At 41.2% G+C, this 18,958-nt stretch carries 17 protein-coding genes, 1 pseudogene and 1 other annotated feature; of the genes and pseudogenes, 2 read left to right on the top strand and 16 right to left on the bottom strand.

What is annotated here, in order from left to right; genetic code table 11:
• Positions 1-92 precede the first annotated feature (92 nt).
• From uvrC to zapA, 12 genes are all read right to left on the bottom strand, one after another.
• Positions 93-1,901 carry an excinuclease ABC subunit UvrC gene (gene uvrC / locus ORD22_RS07770; protein WP_317645354.1) on the bottom strand — a complete coding sequence of 603 codons (1,809 nt, stop codon included), beginning with the start codon at positions 1,899-1,901 and terminating at the stop codon, positions 93-95.
• A 54-nt stretch (positions 1,902-1,955) separates the two neighbouring features.
• Positions 1,956-2,270: a thioredoxin gene (gene trxA / locus ORD22_RS07765; RefSeq protein WP_317645353.1), complete on the bottom strand. Its 315-nt coding sequence runs from the start codon at positions 2,268-2,270 to the stop codon at positions 1,956-1,958.
• 91 nt (positions 2,271-2,361) lie between these two features.
• Positions 2,362-3,336 (bottom strand): electron transfer flavoprotein subunit alpha/FixB family protein, encoded by a 975-nt coding sequence (locus ORD22_RS07760; protein WP_317645352.1) that lies wholly within the window; start codon positions 3,334-3,336, stop codon positions 2,362-2,364.
• A gap of 34 nt (positions 3,337-3,370) precedes the next feature.
• Positions 3,371-4,144, bottom strand: coding sequence for an electron transfer flavoprotein subunit beta/FixA family protein (locus ORD22_RS07755; RefSeq protein ID WP_317645351.1), 774 nt, complete (start codon positions 4,142-4,144; stop codon positions 3,371-3,373).
• 23 nt (positions 4,145-4,167) lie between these two features.
• Positions 4,168-4,941: an enoyl-CoA hydratase gene (locus tag ORD22_RS07750; RefSeq protein WP_317645349.1), complete on the bottom strand. Its 774-nt coding sequence runs from the start codon at positions 4,939-4,941 to the stop codon at positions 4,168-4,170.
• 26 nt (positions 4,942-4,967) lie between these two features.
• A complete protein-coding gene (gene fadR, locus ORD22_RS07745; RefSeq protein ID WP_317645347.1) occupies positions 4,968-5,552 on the bottom strand; it encodes a fatty acid metabolism transcriptional regulator FadR in 585 nt (194 codons plus the stop codon).
• Positions 5,553-5,640: 88 nt separating this feature from the next.
• On the bottom strand, positions 5,641-7,344 hold the full coding sequence (locus tag ORD22_RS07740; protein WP_317645346.1) for a long-chain-fatty-acid--CoA ligase: 1,704 nt from the start codon (positions 7,342-7,344) through the stop codon (positions 5,641-5,643).
• 347 nt (positions 7,345-7,691) lie between these two features.
• On the bottom strand, positions 7,692-8,105 hold the full coding sequence (locus tag ORD22_RS07735; protein WP_317645345.1) for a DUF350 domain-containing protein: 414 nt from the start codon (positions 8,103-8,105) through the stop codon (positions 7,692-7,694).
• Between the two features lie 65 nt (positions 8,106-8,170).
• Positions 8,171-10,528, bottom strand: a complete 2,358-nt coding sequence (locus ORD22_RS07730) for an endonuclease MutS2 (RefSeq protein ID WP_317645344.1) — start codon at positions 10,526-10,528, stop codon at positions 8,171-8,173.
• Positions 10,529-10,544: 16 nt separating this feature from the next.
• Positions 10,545-12,251 (bottom strand): DNA polymerase/3'-5' exonuclease PolX, encoded by a 1,707-nt coding sequence (polX, locus tag ORD22_RS07725; RefSeq protein ID WP_317645343.1) that lies wholly within the window; start codon positions 12,249-12,251, stop codon positions 10,545-10,547.
• A gap of 86 nt (positions 12,252-12,337) precedes the next feature.
• Positions 12,338-12,877 carry a CvpA family protein gene (locus ORD22_RS07720; RefSeq protein ID WP_317645342.1) on the bottom strand — a complete coding sequence of 180 codons (540 nt, stop codon included), beginning with the start codon at positions 12,875-12,877 and terminating at the stop codon, positions 12,338-12,340.
• Between the two features lie 10 nt (positions 12,878-12,887).
• On the bottom strand, positions 12,888-13,148 hold the full coding sequence (gene zapA / locus ORD22_RS07715) for a cell division protein ZapA (protein ID WP_317645341.1): 261 nt from the start codon (positions 13,146-13,148) through the stop codon (positions 12,888-12,890).
• Between the two features lie 177 nt (positions 13,149-13,325).
• Between zapA and ORD22_RS15160 the strand changes: the two genes are divergently transcribed.
• Positions 13,326-13,469, top strand: coding sequence for a DUF3378 domain-containing protein (locus ORD22_RS15160; RefSeq protein WP_411567635.1), 144 nt, complete (start codon positions 13,326-13,328; stop codon positions 13,467-13,469).
• 14 nt (positions 13,470-13,483) lie between these two features.
• On the opposite strand, the gene ORD22_RS15155 is transcribed toward ORD22_RS15160, so the two are convergent.
• Complete coding sequence (locus ORD22_RS15155) at positions 13,484-13,657, bottom strand: hypothetical protein (RefSeq protein ID WP_411567634.1); 174 nt, start codon at positions 13,655-13,657, stop codon at positions 13,484-13,486.
• On the opposite strand from ORD22_RS15155, the pseudogene ORD22_RS07710 reads away from it, so the two are divergent.
• Positions 13,653-14,264: pseudogene (locus tag ORD22_RS07710) on the top strand (ribonuclease HIII). The gene ORD22_RS15155 and the pseudogene ORD22_RS07710 sit on opposite strands and share 5 nt — an antisense overlap.
• A 51-nt stretch (positions 14,265-14,315) precedes the next feature.
• On the opposite strand, the gene pheT reads toward ORD22_RS07710, so the two are convergent.
• The 3 genes from pheT to ORD22_RS07695 form a co-directional block, all read right to left on the bottom strand.
• Complete coding sequence (pheT, locus tag ORD22_RS07705; protein ID WP_317645340.1) at positions 14,316-16,727, bottom strand: phenylalanine--tRNA ligase subunit beta; 2,412 nt, start codon at positions 16,725-16,727, stop codon at positions 14,316-14,318.
• Between the two features lie 12 nt (positions 16,728-16,739).
• Positions 16,740-17,777, bottom strand: coding sequence for a phenylalanine--tRNA ligase subunit alpha (gene pheS, locus ORD22_RS07700; RefSeq protein WP_317645339.1), 1,038 nt, complete (start codon positions 17,775-17,777; stop codon positions 16,740-16,742).
• Between the two features lie 88 nt (positions 17,778-17,865).
• Positions 17,866-18,103, bottom strand: a binding site (T-box leader).
• A gap of 49 nt (positions 18,104-18,152) precedes the next feature.
• Positions 18,153-18,926, bottom strand: a complete 774-nt coding sequence (locus tag ORD22_RS07695) for a TrmH family RNA methyltransferase (RefSeq protein ID WP_317645338.1) — start codon at positions 18,924-18,926, stop codon at positions 18,153-18,155.
• Positions 18,927-18,958: the final 32 nt, after the last annotated feature.

Below are 18,958 nucleotides of genomic sequence, written 5' to 3'. Positions count from 1 at the left end.
TCTACAAACGCCTATCGGTTATTTATATTTAATTGTCAGAAAGCGTCGAAAGAAGAATTTTTATTATTTTAATTCAATACATTGAAGATCCCTTAACCTTTATCATTTAGGGGATCTTCTGTTGGTTCGGTGTGTTGGAAGTGTGCCACCAAATCTCCAGCTACTTTTAGAGGCAACCCCGCTTCTCTTAGTTGTTCCACTGTCGCCCGCTGGATTGATTTAACTGTTTTGAAATGCTTTAGTAACTGCTGCTTACGTTTAGGGCCTACTCCTTGAATTCCATCGAGTGAAGAAGTTAAAGTAGAGGCGCCTCTTCGTTGCCTATGGAACGTAATTGCAAATCGGTGTACTTCATCTTGTACACGTTGCAGTAGATAAAACGCTTCACTCGTCTTCTTCAAATCTACAATTTCGGGAGGACTGCCATATAACAGTTGTGCCGTGTTGTGCTTATCGTCTTTTGCCAGACCAGCAATCGGTATAGCTAAACCTAATTCATCTTCTAGTACTTCCCTAGCTACTTCCATCTGCCCTTTCCCACCATCTATGACAATCAAATCCGGCAAAGGCAATTGATCTTTTAATGCGCGCGTATAACGACGTCTAATAACTTCTCGCATAGCACCGTAATCATCATGTGCAGCAGCTGTCTTCGTCTTATATTTCCGATAGTCTTTACGATTTGGTCGGCCATCGATAAATGATATCATCGCAGATACCGGTTCTACTCCATGTGTATGCGAGTTATCAAATGCTTCTATTCTAAGAGGCGTGCTAATAGCCATCGCCCTACCCAGTTCTTCACATGCTCCGATCGTTCGCTCTTCTTGCCGCTCGATCAATTGGAACTTCGCGTTCAATGCAATTGTCGCGTTTTTCTGAGCCAATTGCACGAGATCTTTTTTCTTCCCACGTTGTGGCACATATACATTTGTATCAAGTAATTGTTCAGCTAGACTAAAATCTACTGACTCAGGTAAAAACACTTCTTTAGGTAATAAATGTTGTCCTTCACCATAAAAACGTCCTAAGAAGGTTAATAACTCGTCCTCTGGATCCTGATACGCGGGAAAAATTGAAACATCTCGCTCAATCACTTTCCCTTGACGAACGAAAAATACTTGAACGCACATCCACCCTTTATCGACTGCATAGCCAAATACATCTCGATCGGTGAAGTCATTAGCATTCATATTTTGCTTTTCCATCACCGTTTCTATATTAGTAATCTGATCTCGGTATTCTTTCGCGCGTTCGAATTCCAAGTCCTCAGCCGCTTCACTCATTTTCTGTTGCAATTCTTTTTTCACTTGTTTATACCCACCATTAAGAAAACGAGTGATATCTTGAATCATTTCAGTATACGCATCCGCAGGTACTTCTTTAATGCAAGGGGCCAAGCATTGCCCGATATGATAATAGAGACAAGCACGTGTTGGAATACTTTGACACTTACGATACGGGTATAAGCGATCCAATAGTTTTTTTGTCTCATGTGCGGCAGTCGCATTTGGGTAAGGCCCAAAGTATTTACCTGATTTTTTATTTACTTTTCTCGTAATGATTAATTTAGGATGTCGTTCATTCGTAATTTTCAAGTACGGATACGTTTTATCATCTTTTAACATAATATTGTATTTCGGATCGTATTTTTTAATCATGTTCAACTCGAGAATTAGCGCTTCAATTTCTGAGTTTGTAATTATATATTCAAAGTCCTCTATTTCACCGACCAGTCGCTGTGTTTTCCCGTCATGTGAGCCGGTGAAATAACTGCGTACACGGTTTTTCAGCACTTTCGCTTTTCCGACATAGATAACCGTGCCTTGGCGATCCTTCATTAAGTAACAACCAGGATAGTCGGGCAGGATCGATAATTTATGTTCAATGATTTCATTCATTATATTCACCTACTAAAAAACCGGGATGCTACGATAGCCCCCGGTTTGTTGTATTTATACGTGTTTTTCAACTAGTTGTGCAAGTGCTTCTTTTGGTTGGAAGCCTACTACCTTTTCAGCTACTTCTCCGTCTTTGAAAAGTAAAAGAGTTGGGATCGACATGATTCCGAACTGGCTAGCAGTTGCTTGGTTATCATCGACATTCACTTTAACGATGTTTGCTTTTCCTTCAACTTCACCTGAAAGTTCTTCAAGCACTGGAGCAATCATTTTACATGGACCACACCAAGGTGCCCAAAAGTCTACTAGTACTACGCCTTCTTTAATGCTTTCAGCAAAATTCGAATCGGTTGCATTGATAATTGCCATTATTATTTCCTCCTTTAACCTACAGTTATATTCGCATTATATCATGGAGGATTCTTATCAGCTAAAAAAATGCTTATGATTCCCTTTTCACTTAGTTTACCTTAATCTTTTTGACTTCATCAATCATAATTGGAATGATTTCAAAAAGATCTCCTACGATACCATAGTCCGCAATTTTAAAGATGTTGGCTTCAGGATCTTTATTAATCGCCACGATTACTTTTGAGTTTGACATTCCAGCTACGTGTTGGATCGCGCCCGAAATTCCCGCTGCGATGTATAGATCCGGTGTAACCACTTTACCCGTTTGACCAATTTGTAGTGAATAGTCACAGTAGTCAGCATCACATGCACCACGGGAAGCACCTACTGCTCCACCAAGTAAATTAGCTAATTCTTTCAACGGTTCAAATCCTTCTGTTCCTTTAACACCACGACCACCCGCTACAATAACTTTTGCTTCTGATAGATCCACACCTTCCGTTGACTTGCGTACAACGTCTTTGATGATTGAGCGAAGATTAGTAATTTCTACAGATTTTGTAGCTACATCGCCTGAACGGCTAGCATCATGTGCTAATGGATCGATATTGTTTGGACGAATGGAGATGAACAATAAACCTTCTTTAATTTCAACCTTCTCAAAAGCTTTACCTGAATAGATAGGGCGTATGTACTCTGCATCATCGCCTTCTCCTTCAATTTTAGTAACATCAGAGATTAGTCCAGCACCTAGTTTACTTGCTACTTTTGGTGATAAGTCCTTACCCATCGCCGTATGTCCGAAAACAATACCTTCTGGTGATTCATCTTCACACACCGCCATGAATGCCTGACCATAGCCGTCTGGCGTGTAGTGTTTCAAGTGTGGATGCTCAACCGTTACGACACGATCCGCACCATAATGAATCATTTCTTCACCTAATGATTGCACTTGATCTCCTATTAATACAGCGACAACTTCTCCGCCACCTGAAATTTTCTTTGCTGCTGCGATCGTTTCAAAAGATACGTTACGCAGTTCTCCATCCCGTGCTTCCCCTAAAACTAACATTTTCTTTGACATAGTGTAGTCCTCCTCATTACGGTTCTATATGAAATCAAATAACTTTCGCTTCAGAATGCAATAACTTCACGAGTTCAGCCGCTTGCTCCGCCGGTTCGCCTTCTAGTAGACGACCTGCTGATTTTGCCGGTGGTAAGAATACTTCTTTCGTTTCTGTTTTTGCTTCCACATCATCTTCTTCAAGATCTAAGTCGTCAAGCTCCACTTCTTCAAGTGGTTTCTTTTTTGCTTTCATAATTCCTGGCAATGAAGGATAGCGGGGTTCGTTCAGTCCTTGCTGTGCCGTTACAAGAAGCGGTAAAGATGTTTCAATTGTTTCAGAATCACCTTCTACGTCACGAACAACCGTTACATTTGTTCCATCCACTGTCAATTGAGTAATTGTTGTTACGTAATTGATCCCAAGAAATTCTGCAACGCGAGGTCCAACTTGTCCAGAACCACCGTCAATCGCTACGTTACCTGCAAGTATTAAATCCACTTCTTTGTCTTTTAAGTATTCTGCAATGACTTTCGCTGATGTATATTCATCTATGTCGTCAATATCATCTTCTATGTTGATCAACACCGCCTTGTCAGCGCCCATTGCTAACGCTGTACGCAATTGCTTTTCGGAATCTTCATTCCCGATAGATAACACAGTTACTTCTCCACCGTGCTCATCTCGCAATTGAATTGCTTCTTCCACTGCATACTCATCGTATGGATTGATGATGAATTCCGCACCGTCTTCTGCAATCGCACCGTTTGAGATTGAAATCTTTTCTTCCGTATCAAATGTTCTTTTTACTAATGCATAAATGTTCATTAATAGAACCTCCTATTCGATAATTACTTTCCAATAAAAGTAGGTTGACGCTTTTCAATAAATGCTTGAATACCTTCTTTCGCATCTGCCGACACGAACACTTCTCCAAATGATTTCGCTTCTGCTTCCACACCATTATAGTACGATGGGTCTTTTGAATAAGAAAGCATGTGTAATGCATGTTTCATTGCAATGGGGCTCTTTTGCGAGATTTTCTTTGCAAGCTTTAATGTCGCCTCCATCAATTCTTCATCCGTGTATGCATGATTAGCAAGGCCCCACTGAACAGCTTCCTCTCCTGAAATCGGATCACTCGTCAGCATCATTTCTGCTGCTTTGGCTACACCGACCAACTTTGGCAATCTCTGTGTACCTGCAAAGCCAGGTATAAGTCCTAACTGAAGCTCAGGTAATCCAAGTTTCGCACTTTTCGTTACTAATCGAATATGACAAGCCATCGCCAGCTCCAAGCCACCTCCAAGTGCTGCCCCATGGATGGAAGCGATTATAGGTTTGGAGAAACTTTCTAACCGTTCAAAAACCTCCTGACCCTTGGCGGACAATTCGGAAAATTCCTCACCTGTTTCCACCGTAGTAAACTCCTTAATGTCTGCACCTGCCGAGAAAAATCTCCCTTCACCACATAGAACAACGACTCTCACTTCTTCATCATGTTCTACTTTTGTCAGCAGCTGATCCACTTCTTCAATCAGTTTTGTTGACAATGCATTCGCTGGAGGATGGTCGATTTTCGCCAATGCGACATGACCATCCTTTTCTAAAGTAATCAATGTCATCTATTACATCTCCTTTACTACTATACTTACTTTTGAAGATAACCATATAATAACATACTACTAACTTTAGGTGCTGTCTCAAGCAAATTAAACTTCTGTTCATTCATTACCCATGAAGTAATAATTTCATCCATTGTGCCAAATAACATTTGGCGTGCAAGGCGTAGATCAAGATCTGGGGAAAGCTCTCCTGTTTCTACACCGCCTTGAAGCAATTCATCCAATAGTACTATATATTCTTTTAATACGTTATTAATTTGGAACCGTAGCTCTCTATTTGACTGTCTTAATTCCAGTTGTGTAACGATTGCTAGATACGGATCTTCTTGTAATATTCTAAAATGGTTTTCTACAACTAATAGTAACTTTTCAGAAATAGGAAGATCTTTCGCTAGTATTTCTTTGATGTTCTCTCCAAAAATAGCTATTTTCTCTCTAAACACAGATACGAGGATATCTTCTTTATTTTTAAAATAAAGATAAATCGTTCCATCCGCAACACCAGCTTCTTTAGCGATCTTCGAAACTTGTGCCTGGTGGTACCCATTTTCTGCAATTACAATAACTGCAGCATCTACTATTTGTTTATATTTAGGTTTTGTACGTTTCATTACGATTCACCACCAAAAAGAAAATATGAATGGCTATTCATTCATATTTTCATATTAATAAATTTTTAAGTTGTAGTCAAGCATTTTGTTACAGTGTTTTCAATGTATCATTAGTTTCCATTAGTTTTTTTCTTTCTTCTTCCACTAACGTCCTACGTAAAATTTTACCGACAGCTGTTTTCGGTAGATCCTCACGGAAGTCATAATGTCTTGGAACCTTAAATGCTGCCAATTGTTTTCTGCAGTATTGATCCAATTCTTTTTCTGTTACGGAATATCCTTCTTTTAAGACAATATATGCTTTAACTGTTTCTCCGCGATATGGATCTGGAACACCTGCCACAATACACTCTTGAATTGCTGGATGTTCATAAAGTACTTCTTCGATTTCACGGGGATAGACATTAAAACCACTCGCGATAATCATGTCCTTTTTCCGATCCACGATATAGAAGTATCCATCAGCATCCATATACCCTAGGTCGCCTGTTAATAACCAACCGTCTCGGAACGCCTCTAGCGTATCATCGGGTCTATTCCAATAACCTATCATCACTTGAGGACCTTTAATAGCGATTTCTCCTATTTCTCCTATTGGCAAAGGATCAGTTGAACTCGGCCCTAAAATACACGCATCCGTATCCGGCCAAGGCACGCCTACAGAGCCTCTCTTTTCTAGTCCACCCCACACAAAGTTCGCCATCGCTACAGGTGATGTTTCAGTCAAGCCATAACCTTCTACCAATTTCCCTCCTGTTACTGCTTCGAATTTATCTTTAACTTCGACAGGTAAGGCAGCTGATCCGCTAATACACGCCTTAATAGAAGATAAATCGTATTTTTCTATATCTGGATGATTTAATAGACCGATGTAAATCGTTGGCGCACCTGGAAATAGTGTCGGCTTCTGTTTATCAATTTCCTTCAATGTGGTCTTAAAATCAAATTTAGGAATCAATACCATACGGTGCCCTTTCATAACAGCGAAAATCAACACGGTAGTCATACCATACACGTGAAAGAACGGTAACACACCCATAATTGTTTCTTTTCCGTCTTCTGTTCTGTATAACCAAGCACTACACATTTCCGTATTGCTAATCAAATTGGCATGTGTCAATTCCACTCCTTTTGGCGGTCCTGTAGTTCCTCCCGTATACTGCAATAATGCAATATCACCTTTCTCAAATGAAACATGAATAGGCTCGGGTTGTGTAGACTTCATTATTTCAGTATATAAATGATGAATCCCACGATGTTCTACTTTCACCGTCAATTTATGCTCTTTCTTCTGCATAAATGGATAGATTAAATTTTTGGGGAATGGTAGATAATCTTTGATTCCTGTAATAATAATATGTTCTAACGAGGTATCTTTCATAACTTTTGATATTCTTGGAAATAAAATATCAAGTGAAATAATAACTTTTGCTCCAGAGTCCGCCATTTGGTAGCTCAGCTCATTTTCAGTATATAGCGGATTGGTCTGTACGATGATTCCTCCCGCGTAAAGGATTCCATAGTACGCAATCGCACCTTGCGGACAGTTTGGAAGCATAATTGCCACCCGATCGCCTTTTACGACACCTAGTTTTTGCAAGTATGTCGCAAACTTCAACGCCGATTCATGGAATTCCGTGTATGAAATATCCCTACCCAAAAAATGGATTGCGGTCTTTTCTGGATATTTCTTACTGGATCTAGTTAAATAGTCTTGCAATGGTATTTCTTCATATTCCAAAGTTGCTGGAATTTCAGGAGGATACGTTGAAAGCCAAGGTTTTTGTGTCATCTTCACAACTCCTCTACTTGAATGTAATTGTTTGAACATTCCTTATTCATTAGTATATCGATAAACTATTTAGTTTACAAGATAAAAATGAAAGCGCTTTATTTACATTTTTATAACTTGAGTTCACTCTATTATTCCAGTTAATCACTAATAGAATCATCTAACTGGCTATTTATTCTATTACAGGCTTGATTGATTTATGCAGGTTTTCGACTGCCTATAGCTAAAAAACACGCCAAGACCGAGGTCAAGGCGTGTTGGTGACGAGCCAGTATACTCCGATTAACACAAAGAGTACACAGACGACGAGTAGAATTTTTATTAATCTTTCCAAAGTACATGCTCCCCTAAGAAATACTGGCACCGATGACGAATGATAGACCGACGGAGATGCAAAGCGAGATGAAGCCGACAGAGCGATTGTCTGCCTGTATTTCTTCATCCACCTTGAACTTCGGGGTCAGGAATTCGAATAAAAGGTATGCGAAAACGAGTACCGTGAAACCGAATAATCCCCAGCCTATCATTTGCGGCAAGCTATTATGCTGCTCGATGGAATAGCGGAAAATATTAGCTACACCAAAGATTTTCCCACCCGTAGCCATCGCAACCGATAAATTCCCTTTTCGAATCTCTTCCCAGTTTTTATATTTTGTTACAATTTCAAACAACACCATGGAGACAATCAAACAAAGCGTGACGACACTAAAATAACCAGCTGTTTCGACCAATGGATGACTCCAAAATCCCGTATGATTCATAACTTACGCACCTTCTTTATGTTCTCTTGCTTGTCATACGGTTAAAGCAACAAAAAGGTTTCATTTTATTTTAATTCGACGACTGTTACACCGTGGCCGCCTTCACCCGCTTCGCCAAAGCGATAGTTTTTAACACGTGAATGCTTTTTTAAATATTGCTGGACACCTTTTTGTAGGGCGCCTGTCCCTTTTCCGTGAATGATAGACACTTGATGGTAATTGGAAAGCAAGGCATCATCCAAGTATTTCTCTGTTCGTGCAATGGCATCTTCGTAACGTTCCCCACGTAAATCTAGTTCTAGTTTGACATGTCCTGAACGTCCTCGAACCGCTGCCGCCACTACTTGTTTCTTCTCTTTTTCAGGCTTCGTGTATTGAAGACCGGTTTCTTGTAATTTCATTTTCAATATACCGATTTGAACAACCCACTCTTTGTCGGATACTTTTTCGACAAGTGTCCCTTTTTGTCCGTAGGCTAATACTTTTACTTCATCGCCCGGTTGAAGTGGACGAGGTCCAGCTTGTGCTTTGGCTACCTTCTTTTTCTTTTCTTCAGGCGCTGCAGCTTCTAGTCGTTTACGGGCTTCGATTAGTTCATGCTCTTTGACACTAGCTCCAGCATTCATGCGAAGGGCACGTAAATCGGAAATAACAGCTTCGGATTCCATTCTCGCCTGCTCCACGATTTTCTTTGCACGTTCTTTAGCGATTTCCGTCAAACGATCTTTCTGCTCATCGAATTCAGCTAGTTTTGCATCCAGCTCTTTTTTCAACTTTTCTGTTTCCAGCAGTATATCATGCGTACGCTCTGCATCTTTTTCCGATTGCACACGGCTCGTTTCCAGCGACGCAATCATTGAATCGACTTCACCACGATCTTCTCCTGTAAAGGTTTTCGCCCGATCAATGATGTGATTATACAGGCCTAGTCGCTTGGAGATTTCAAACGCATTACTTCGGCCCGGCACGCCGATTAACAATCGATAGGTAGGGCTCAACGTGTCGATATCAAATTCTACACTCGCATTTGCTACCCCAGGACGATTATAGCCATATGCTTTTAATTCTGGATAGTGGGTAGTAGCCATCACACGCGCACCGCTACCATGTACTTCGTCTAGGATAGAGATTGCGAGTGCAGCCCCTTCTTGTGGGTCTGTTCCTGATCCCAATTCATCGAATAATAACAATGAGCGGTCATCATATTTTCTCAAAATGTCTACGATGTTAACCATATGGGAAGAAAACGTACTCAAACTTTGTTCTATGGACTGCTCATCACCTATATCTGCATAAATTGAATCAAAGACAGCGATTTCTGAACCATCAAGTACAGGAATGGGTACTCCCGCTTGTGCCATCAGCGTACATAAGCCGACCGTCTTTAGCGTGACCGTCTTTCCGCCTGTGTTAGGTCCTGTAATAACAATTGTCGTAATATCAGAGCCGAATTCAATTGTATTCGCAACTGCTTCATCAATCGCTAATAAAGGATGACGCGCTTTAGACAGTCGCATATAACCGTCTGCGTTAACAGTTGGTTTTGTACATTTATTTGCTGTGCCGTATTTTGCTTTTGCCAAAATGACATCTATTTCTGCTAGTAATTGAACTAATGTAAATAAATCATGTGCAACTCCTTGAACACTAGCGGACAACGCAAGCAAAATCTTCTCTATTTCTTCTTGTTCTTTCACTTTTAACGTACGAATCTCATTATTTGCTTGTACAACTGCATCTGGTTCGATAAACAACGTCTGACCGGAAGATGACATATCATGAATGACGCCACCGTAATGCGAACGATATTCTGCCTTTACCGGAATCACATAGCGATCATTTCGAATCGTGACAATAGAATCCGATAGCATTTTCGAGGCATTCTTACCTCTCGTATAGCTTTCTAAACGTTCCCGTACACGGCTTTCTTGTAAGCGTAAACTTTGACGAATGGAACGTAGAGCGGAGGATGCACTGTCTACCACACGGCCATTATCATCAATTGACGCATGAATTTCATGTTCAAGACCTGTTAGAATCGGCATCGCTTCCTTCCGTGCAAGCAAATGTGGAATCGTAATATCATCTTCTGCAGCCACGCCTTCTAAAAACTGACGAAGCACTCTACTCGCTCGGATCGTGTCGGCAATTTCCACTAATTCCATCGCACTCAACATACCGCCAATTTGCGCTCGTTTAGCATGTGGACGAATATCATGGATCCCGCCCATTGGCACGTTGCTGCGAATGCGCAAAAGTGACAATCCTTCATCTGTTTCTTCCAATAGTGTCTGGACATCTTCTAGATTTCGCGATGGTACAAGCTGTTCCACATACGTTCTTCCAGCGGATGATGTACAATGTGCGGCAACTTGTACGATAATTTTATCAAATTCAAGTGTTTTTAAGACACGTTTTTCCAATGTCTTACACTCCCTTTCATTTACGAATCACTTTCTCTATAAACGTTTCAAGCGACCATGTATTGACTACTTGTTCAGCAGTCAACCAAGCTTTTTGGGCATATTCTACACCGATTGGCATATAGTCCAGTTGTCCTGTCGCGTGTGCGTCGGTATTAATCGCAATAGAAACGCCTGCTTCCTTTGCTTGAATTATATGTTCTGTACGTAAATCTAAACGGTAGGGATTAGCATTAACTTCCAATATCTTACCGTATTCTTTCGCCCATTTGATTAACTGTTCGATATCCGGATTATATCCTTCCCGTTGGACGATAATTCGCCCTGTCGGATGTGCAATCATATGCACATACGGATTTTTACAAGCCATGTGCAAACGCTCCATGATTTGCTCTTGTGGTTGATTGAAACTGGAATGGATAGATGCTATAACAAAATCAAGTTGCTGTAGAATCTCGTCTTCGAAATCCAATTGACCATCCGGTAGAATATCCATTTCCGTTCCACAGAAAACCTCAATATCATCGTATTTTGCGTTTACTTCACGAACTTCCTCTATTTGCTTCAATAAACGTTCCGGCGTTAAACCATTCGCTACTTTCAAATAATGAGAATGATCCGTGATGACGATATGGCTATAACTTTTTGCACGGCACGCTTCTACCATTTCTTCTATAGAATATCCACCATCCGACCACGTCGTATGCATGTGCAGATCAGACCGAATTTGATCCGGTGTAATAAGTTTCGCAATTTCTTTCGTACGTTCGAGTTCGCTACCGTCTTTTCGAATACTCGGCGGAATGAAAGGCAACTCGAAGTGGGAAAAAAACGCTTCTTCACTTTCAAACGTTTGTACATTGCCCGCTTCATCCTCTACCCCATACTCGCTAATTTTCATTTTCTTACTCTTTGCTAATTGACGCATGCGTATATTATGCGCGGCAGAACCTGTAAAATGGTGCATAGCTGTAGCGAATTGTGCGCTCGTTACAAAACGAAAATCCGCATCAATCGGGTTTTCAGTATCGAGTGTGATTGAAAGTTTCGCGTCTCCCTGCGCGATAACTTTTTCTATTGGCAATGCAACTAAAATTTGTTCACGGACGGATTCAGGATCCTTTGTGACCACTATCCAATCCACGTCAGAGCTTTCTTCCTCGCGTCTTCTGTAACTACCTGCCACATGGAATTTCTCAATTTCCTCAATACGCCGAAGTTCCGCTTCTACAAAATCAACAACTTTTTCCACTTGCCAAATTGGCTTTTTTCCTGAGCGCTCAGCTAATACGTCAATCTCTCGCAGCAAATTCTCTTCCGTTTTCTTTCCAAAGCCCGGTAGTTTGCTCACCTCTTGCTTTTCACAAGCTTCTCGCAAAGAGTCTACCGAATCAATGCCGAGTGACTCATATAATTTCGCAATTTTCTTGCCGCCAAGACCTGGTATATTCAACAGCGGGATCAAACCTTTGGGCACTTTCTCTTCCAATTCCTTCAGTACTTCGGATGTGCCGTTCTCTATCAAATCCGTAATAACGGCTCCCGTTCCTTTACCGATTCCTTTCAAAGAAAGAATATCATCCATCTCCGAAAGACTTCTAGTATCTAACTCCAAAGTAGACGCTGCTTTTCGGAATGCTGCTACTTTGAAATGATTTTCTCCTAGCAACTCCATATATAATGCAATTTTTTCAAATGTGCGGATAATCGTTTTTTTGTTCAAATCTGTACCCTCCCTACTCTGATAAAAAAGCTTCCACGCGATCGGGAAGCTTTTCGTCCATATGTACTTAACATTTCATTTATCTATTAACCCAGGTAAACAAACCACCAATTTTTTATTGCCGAGGAAATAATCGGCGTATGCTCAAACATCGCTTTCGCGAGTAAAGATTTGTCCAATGAATTTTGGATTACTTCAATTGGTAACATCACTAAAACAGATAATAGGAAAAAAAGAATTAAATAAAACTCAATAAATCCAAATCCCGCCCCTAAAAGACGTGCTCCGAAACCCAAAACCGGTAAATGCTTTAAAAAGTCTAGCATAGAACCAATCAACTGCAATACGAGTTTAACCGCAACGAAAATAAAGATAAATGCAATCAAACGATAAAACGTCATATCTAAGTCTAAATGCTCGAACGTCCAACTTAACGATTCGCCTGCTGTAGCCCCTGGATAAGGAATCCATAAAACCAATTTTTCAGCCAATTCTTTGTAATATTTATACGCCACGAAAATCGATACAATTAATCCAAACATATGGATAATCTGCACGACTAACCCTCTTCTAAATCCTGTTATCAAGCCGCCTACTAATAAAACGACTAGTAGTAAATCAATCATATTACGCCCCTCAACCCTTCAGATTTTCCAGTTCTTCTTCTAACTGTTTTACTCTTTCTTCTAACTTCAAATAGTCATTTACACTATTAACCGCTGTTAACACCGCTATTTTTTTACTATCCAAGTGTCGATTATGTTTACTAATTTCTCGCATTCTTTCATCAACGAGCGAGGCTACATACCGCACATGCCCAGACGTTTCTGTACCAACAATCGTATATGTTTGCCCATAAATTTCAACAGTCACTCTTGACCTATTTTTGTCAGCCATGATTTCGCCCTCCCACTAAAAACCCTTACATAATCATAACACGAAAGACATTTAATTGTGAATCAATTATGCCTCCCATCAGTATTGTCGCTATATTTTTGTAAGAATTCATTCATTACACCACAACTTTTCAGGTATACTAGTGGATATCCTTACAGGAAGTGAGAGGATGAACTGGTGAGTAACCAAGTGATTGTCTTAAATGAAAACGAAATGTCTAATATGTTTCAATTTTATGCATCGAGTAAAATTACTCGTAACGCACCCGGAGTGATCTTCGCTGCAAAGATAGCTGATACACCGATTACAGCTTATAAGTAAGGAAAGGTAGTATTCTAAGGAACAGGTGCTGATCGAGACGCTGCACATTTCGGTTCCCCCGCCACACTCACAGCAACTAAAGCGAAAAGCTCAAACGCTAAGGGAGATGTCTTACCTGCGAACTTCGCTTCCTTATCCGTTCTCGGATCCGACGAAACAGGTACCGGCGATTTCTTTGGACCAATCACAGTCACTGCTTGTTTCGTCAGTAGCGATCAAATCGAGCTCGTACGAGAATTAGGTGTAAAAAGACTCAAAACAACTAACAGATACCTCTATATGCAACAAATCGCAAATGATCTAAAGCAAATCGTCACCTATGCTGTTTTGACTCTCGATAATGATAAATATAACGAAATACAAAGCCAAGGATGGTCACAAGGGAAGATCAAAGCTGTTTTGCATAACCAAGCGCATGAGAATGTGTTGCAGCAAATGGCACCAATCACGCCTGACTATATCTAAATCGACCAATTCGCCGAACGAAAAGTTTACTACAATCATTTGAAAAAAGAGTCGACAATTATCCGTGAAAAAGTGCTTTTCTCAACAAAAGCCGAGAATTTGCATAGTTCCGTAGCGACTGCATCTAGTTTAGCACGAGTAGCGTTCCTCGAGGCAATGGATCAGCTAAGCGTTAAAGCACGTGTTACCTTACCTAAAGGAGCTGGACCCAAAGTCGACCAAGTCGCTTGCCAAATTATCCGTAAAAAAGGTGAGTCATTCCTACACACCATCACAAAAGAACACTTCGCTAACACGCAAAAGGCTTTGAAATTGGTTTATAAGAAATGAACTATGTAAAACCGCAGTCCTCTAGATATAGAGAACTGCGGTTTCTTTATCTTATGATCTCAACTGAGCATTGGCCTGAACAGTCAATGCATCTAGTACCTTACTATGAACAGTAACCACTTCTTCATCCGTCAATGTACGTTCCGGATCAAAATATGTCAATGAGAACGCCAATGACTTCTTGCCATCTTCGACATTCTTACCTTCATACAAGTCGAACAACTGAACATCTTTCAATAGCTTGCCGCCCGCTTGGTGAATAATTTTCTCCAAGTTCGCAGCAGATGTGTCGCTATTTACAACTAATGCAATGTCACGTGAAATTGATGGGAAGCGTGGGACTGGAGCGTAGAATAATTCTTCTGCCGCTGATTCCATAATTACACGCAAGTTCATTTCCATCACATACGTTTCTTGTAAATCACGCTCTTTTTGTACCGTAGGATGCACTTGACCGATCATACCAACAGCTGTATCACCTAGCCATACAGTTGCGGTACGACCAGGATGCATTCCTTCTACAGTTGCTTTTGTAAATTCAATACGCTCAAGCAGACCTAGCTGTTCGAACATACCTTCCACAATTCCCTTCATCACGAAGAAGTCCACTTTTTTCGATTCACCTTGCCACGCATGGTTAACCCATTTCCCCGTTAGAACTGCAGCAACATGCTCGACTTCTTTCGGTAATCCATCTTCTTCGATCCCTAAGAATACAGAACCTGTTTCATAAAGTGCCACTGACTCATTACGGCGTGCTACGTTATATGTTGCAGCATCCAACAAATGAGGGATTATACTTTGACGAAGGACACTACGATCTTCACTCATTGGCATGAGTAATTCCGTAACAGGTGCTGTCTCCAACGCAAATGCCTGTGCGTCTCTCGGTGAAGCCAATGAATATGTTAACGCTTGTGAAAGGCCCGCAGCTTCTAAAAATCTGCGAACGATTCGGCGCTTTGCTTGATAAGGAGTTAAGCCGCCTGGAGTACTTTCTACGACTGGTAATGTTTTTGGAATTTCATCATAACCGTAAAGACGAGCAATTTCCTCAATCATATCTTCTTTGATGCGTAAATCTTGGCGTCTCGTTGGAATATCCATCACCAGTTGGCCGTTGATTGCTTCTGTAGGAATTTGCAAGCGATCCATGATACTCTTCATTTCGTCCATCGGGATTTTCATACCAAGACGATTATTTACGTAATCCGGGGAAAGAATAATACGCTCCGGCGTTTTGTCTAGCTCGTCAAATGTTACAGAGCCATCCAATACTTCCCCACCAGCAAGTTCAGCCATTAATTGCGCTGCACGTTCAGCTGCATCTACTACGCGGTTTGGATCTACGCCTTTTTCAAAACGTGTACTCGCATCACTTCGAAGTCCAACTTCTTTCGATGTCTGACGCACGGATCCTGGGGCAAAATAAGCCGATTCAATCACGACAGTCGTAGTGCCTTCGTGTACTTCAGAATTCGCACCACCCATTACTCCCGCAAGCGCCACTGGTTCAATGCCGTTTGTAATTACAAGGTTATGATCATTCAATTTACGCTCGGCCTGATCAAGTGTCACAATTGTTTCGTCAACACGCGCATGACGAACAACGATTTCTTTCGTTTCTAGACGATCATAATCGAACGCATGCAATGGCTGTCCATATTCCATCAACACATAGTTCGTAATGTCTACGATGTTATTATGCGGACGAATGCCTGCTGACATCAGTATATTTTGTAACCATTGAGGTGATTCTGCTACTTTGACGTTCTTCACGACTTTCGCTACATACATCGGATTATCTTCGGTTGCTTCCACTGTCAACTTTAAGTAATCTTGAGCTTTTTCAGATGATGCTTCATAAGAAATAGCGGGTAATTTAATTTCTTTTGAAAGAATAGCTCCTACTTCGTATGCTACACCAAGCATACTCAATGCATCGGAACGGTTCGGTGTCAAATCAAACTCAAGTACTTGATCGTACAGTCCAAGATGTGTCAACGCACTATCACCTGCACGGACATCACTAGGCAAGACGTAAATTCCTTCTGCATAAGCTTTCGGCACCAGCTTTCCTTCGATGCCAAGCTCTTGCAATGAACAGATCATGCCGTTTGACTCTTCACCACGAAGTTTTGCTTTTTTAATTTTCATTCCACCAGGTAAAACAGCGCCTGGACGAGCAACAATTACTTTTTGTCCTGCTGCGATATTGGGTGCACCACAAATAATTTGCGTGACTTCCTCGCCTACATCAACTTGACAAATATGCAGCTTATCTGCTTCTGGATGTTTAACGCAATCTGTCACATACCCTATTACAATATTATCCATGCCTAATGAGCGATCGATAATACCGTCTACTTCAATTCCTGCACGCGTAATTTTTTCTGCCAAATCCTCTACGCTCAATTCATTCCAATCTACATACGTACTTAACCAATTTGTTGATACTAACATCAGTATTCCTCCTTATGCCTCTGCCCGGTGGAATTGTGAAATAAACCGAATGTCATTTGTATAGAAATGACGAATATCTTCCACTCCGTATTTTAACATTGTAATTCGTTCTGGTCCCATACCGAACGCAAATCCAGTAACTTCTTCCGGATTATAGCCTGCCATCTGTAGAACGTTCGGATGTACCATACCTGCACCTAAAATTTCGATCCAGCCTGTTTTCTTACACACGTTACAGCCGGATCCGCCACATTTGAAACAAGAAATATCCATTTCTACTGAAGGCTCAGTGAATGGGAAGAAACTCGGACGAAAACGAATTTCACGCTCTGCACCGAATAACTTCTTCGCTAATAAATCAAGTGTTCCTTTTAAATCACTCATACGGATATTTTCTCCGACAACCAATCCTTCAATTTGTGTAAATTGGTGTGAGTGCGTCGCGTCATCTGAGTCGCGGCGATACACTTTTCCTGGACAGATGATCTTGATTGCAGAACCTTCCTTTGCCTCCATCGTACGTGCTTGTACGGGTGAAGTGTGCGTACGCAGTAAGATGTCTTCTGTGATATAGAAAGAATCTTGCATATCACGGGCTGGATGACCTTTCGGCAAGTTCAATGCTTCAAAGTTGTAGTAGTCCTTTTCAACTTCAGGTCCTTCTGCAATTTCATAGCCCATGCTAATAAAGAAATCTTCAATTTCTTCAACAACACGTGTTAGCGGATGGTGATTACCAAGTTCCACTGGACGGCCAGGCAGTGTGACATCGATTGATTCTTTATCGAGTTGCTCTTGGATTGCTGCTTGTTCTAGGACTTCTTTGCGATTCTCCAAGATTTCCGTTACACTTTCACGAATTTCGTTGACTAGCGCGCCCATTTTCGGACGTTCTTCCGCAGGTAGTTTTCCCATTCCTTTGAGTAAATCTGTGATCGGACCTTTTTTTCCAAGGTAGGCCACGCGTACGTCGTTTAATTCTTTAACAGTATTGGACTGTTTGATTTTCTCCATGACTTGTTCTTTCAGTTCATGTAGCTGTTCTTTCATGTGTATGAGCTCCTCTCTCTATTTCAGGTGTAGTTTTCACACGTTCCATCTTAGGAAGTTTTCCGGAAAATAAAAAACTCGCCCCTATAAAAGGGACGAGGTCGATTTCGCGGTACCACCCTGATTAGTTTGCACCATGAAAAACAGGGTGCAAAATCACTTAAATTGGAATAACGGTCCTTTGCCGGCACGCCTTTACATAAATGGTCCAAGCGTGCAGCTCGCGGGGTGAACTTCGGTGAGGCGCGTTTTCCACACTTTCAGTCGAGGTGTGAAATCCCTAAGAACGCAACTTTTCATCTACTTTTCCCGGTCGTTGCTGTTGTTTTGATTCATCTCACAGTATACCGTAAAACGATTTTGCCTTCAATAGGCTTATTGCTGTTCACGTAGTGTATATAATAAAATGCCTGTCGCAACGGCTACATTTAGTGATTCAGCTTGTCCATAAAGAGGGATTTTCACAACGTGATCAGCTTGAGACAATAGGTCAGGATCTACACCGCTTCCTTCATTGCCGACGAGTAAGGCAAAAGCTGGTTGTGGCTTCATCTCATTTAACGTGATCGCTTCTTGTAGCCCTGTGCCAATGACTGGTATGTTTTCTGATTTCAAACGCTCAAGCCAAGTTGTCAATTCTTCGCGTACGACCGGAATATGGAAATGCGATCCTTGTGCTGAACGGACCGTTTTTGGATTGAACGGGTCCGCGCAACCTTTACCAAGAATAACCGCGTCTAACCCGGCTGCATCTGCTGTACGGATCATCGTGCCAATATTGCCTGGATCTTGAACAGCGTCAATTAGCAATAGACGTTTCCATTGTTGTTGGTTAGCTTCGTCATAGTTCGGTTGTCGGCAATAGGCAAAAACGCCTTGTGTTTGTTCTGTTTCAGATATCTCTTTTGCAACCGCTGCAGTCAAATCAATGATTGGTGCGTTCCAGTGGGATGGTATATCGATGTCTTCACGAACGAGTAGCTGAATAACCAAGTCTGGTTGTTTCAACGCTTCTTCCACAAGATGAAAACCTTCAACGAGAAACTCTTTCGTCTGATCGCGCTCTTTTCGTGTAGTCACTAATTTTTTCCAATGTTTTACTAGGGAGTTTTGAGTTGATTCGATTCGTTTATTCAAGGGGCAGTACATCCTTTTTTCTTTTTAGTGTACCAAATACACGT

This window comes from Sporosarcina sp. GW1-11, assembly GCF_033088395.1.
GTDB lineage: Bacteria > Bacillota > Bacilli > Bacillales_A > Planococcaceae > Sporosarcina.
This window is presented reverse-complemented; position numbering and strand designations above follow the sequence as displayed.

Excerpts from the sequence above, each read along its gene's own strand:
- ORD22_RS07735 (WP_317645345.1), bottom strand. The coding sequence starts at position 8,105 with ATGAATCATACGGGATTTTGGAGTCATCCATTGGTCGAAACAGCTGGT.
- ORD22_RS07750 (WP_317645349.1), bottom strand. The coding sequence starts at position 4,941 with ATGACATTGATTACTTTAGAAAAGGATGGTCATGTCGCATTGGCGAAA.
- zapA (WP_317645341.1), bottom strand. The coding sequence starts at position 13,148 with ATGGCTGACAAAAATAGGTCAAGAGTGACTGTTGAAATTTATGGGCAA.
- ORD22_RS07720 (WP_317645342.1), bottom strand. The coding sequence starts at position 12,877 with ATGATTGATTTACTACTAGTCGTTTTATTAGTAGGCGGCTTGATAACA.
- trxA (WP_317645353.1), bottom strand. The coding sequence starts at position 2,270 with ATGGCAATTATCAATGCAACCGATTCGAATTTTGCTGAAAGCATTAAA.
- ORD22_RS07695 (WP_317645338.1), bottom strand. The coding sequence starts at position 18,926 with ATGTACTGCCCCTTGAATAAACGAATCGAATCAACTCAAAACTCCCTA.
- ORD22_RS07760 (WP_317645352.1), bottom strand. The coding sequence starts at position 3,336 with ATGTCAAAGAAAATGTTAGTTTTAGGGGAAGCACGGGATGGAGAACTG.
- ORD22_RS07755 (WP_317645351.1), bottom strand. The coding sequence starts at position 4,144 with ATGAACATTTATGCATTAGTAAAAAGAACATTTGATACGGAAGAAAAG.
- pheS (WP_317645339.1), bottom strand. The coding sequence starts at position 17,777 with ATGAAAGAACAGCTACATGAACTGAAAGAACAAGTCATGGAGAAAATC.
- ORD22_RS07740 (WP_317645346.1), bottom strand. The coding sequence starts at position 7,344 with ATGACACAAAAACCTTGGCTTTCAACGTATCCTCCTGAAATTCCAGCA.
- pheT (WP_317645340.1), bottom strand. The coding sequence starts at position 16,727 with ATGTTAGTATCAACAAATTGGTTAAGTACGTATGTAGATTGGAATGAA.
- uvrC (WP_317645354.1), bottom strand. The coding sequence starts at position 1,901 with ATGAATGAAATCATTGAACATAAATTATCGATCCTGCCCGACTATCCT.
- fadR (WP_317645347.1), bottom strand. The coding sequence starts at position 5,552 with ATGAAACGTACAAAACCTAAATATAAACAAATAGTAGATGCTGCAGTT.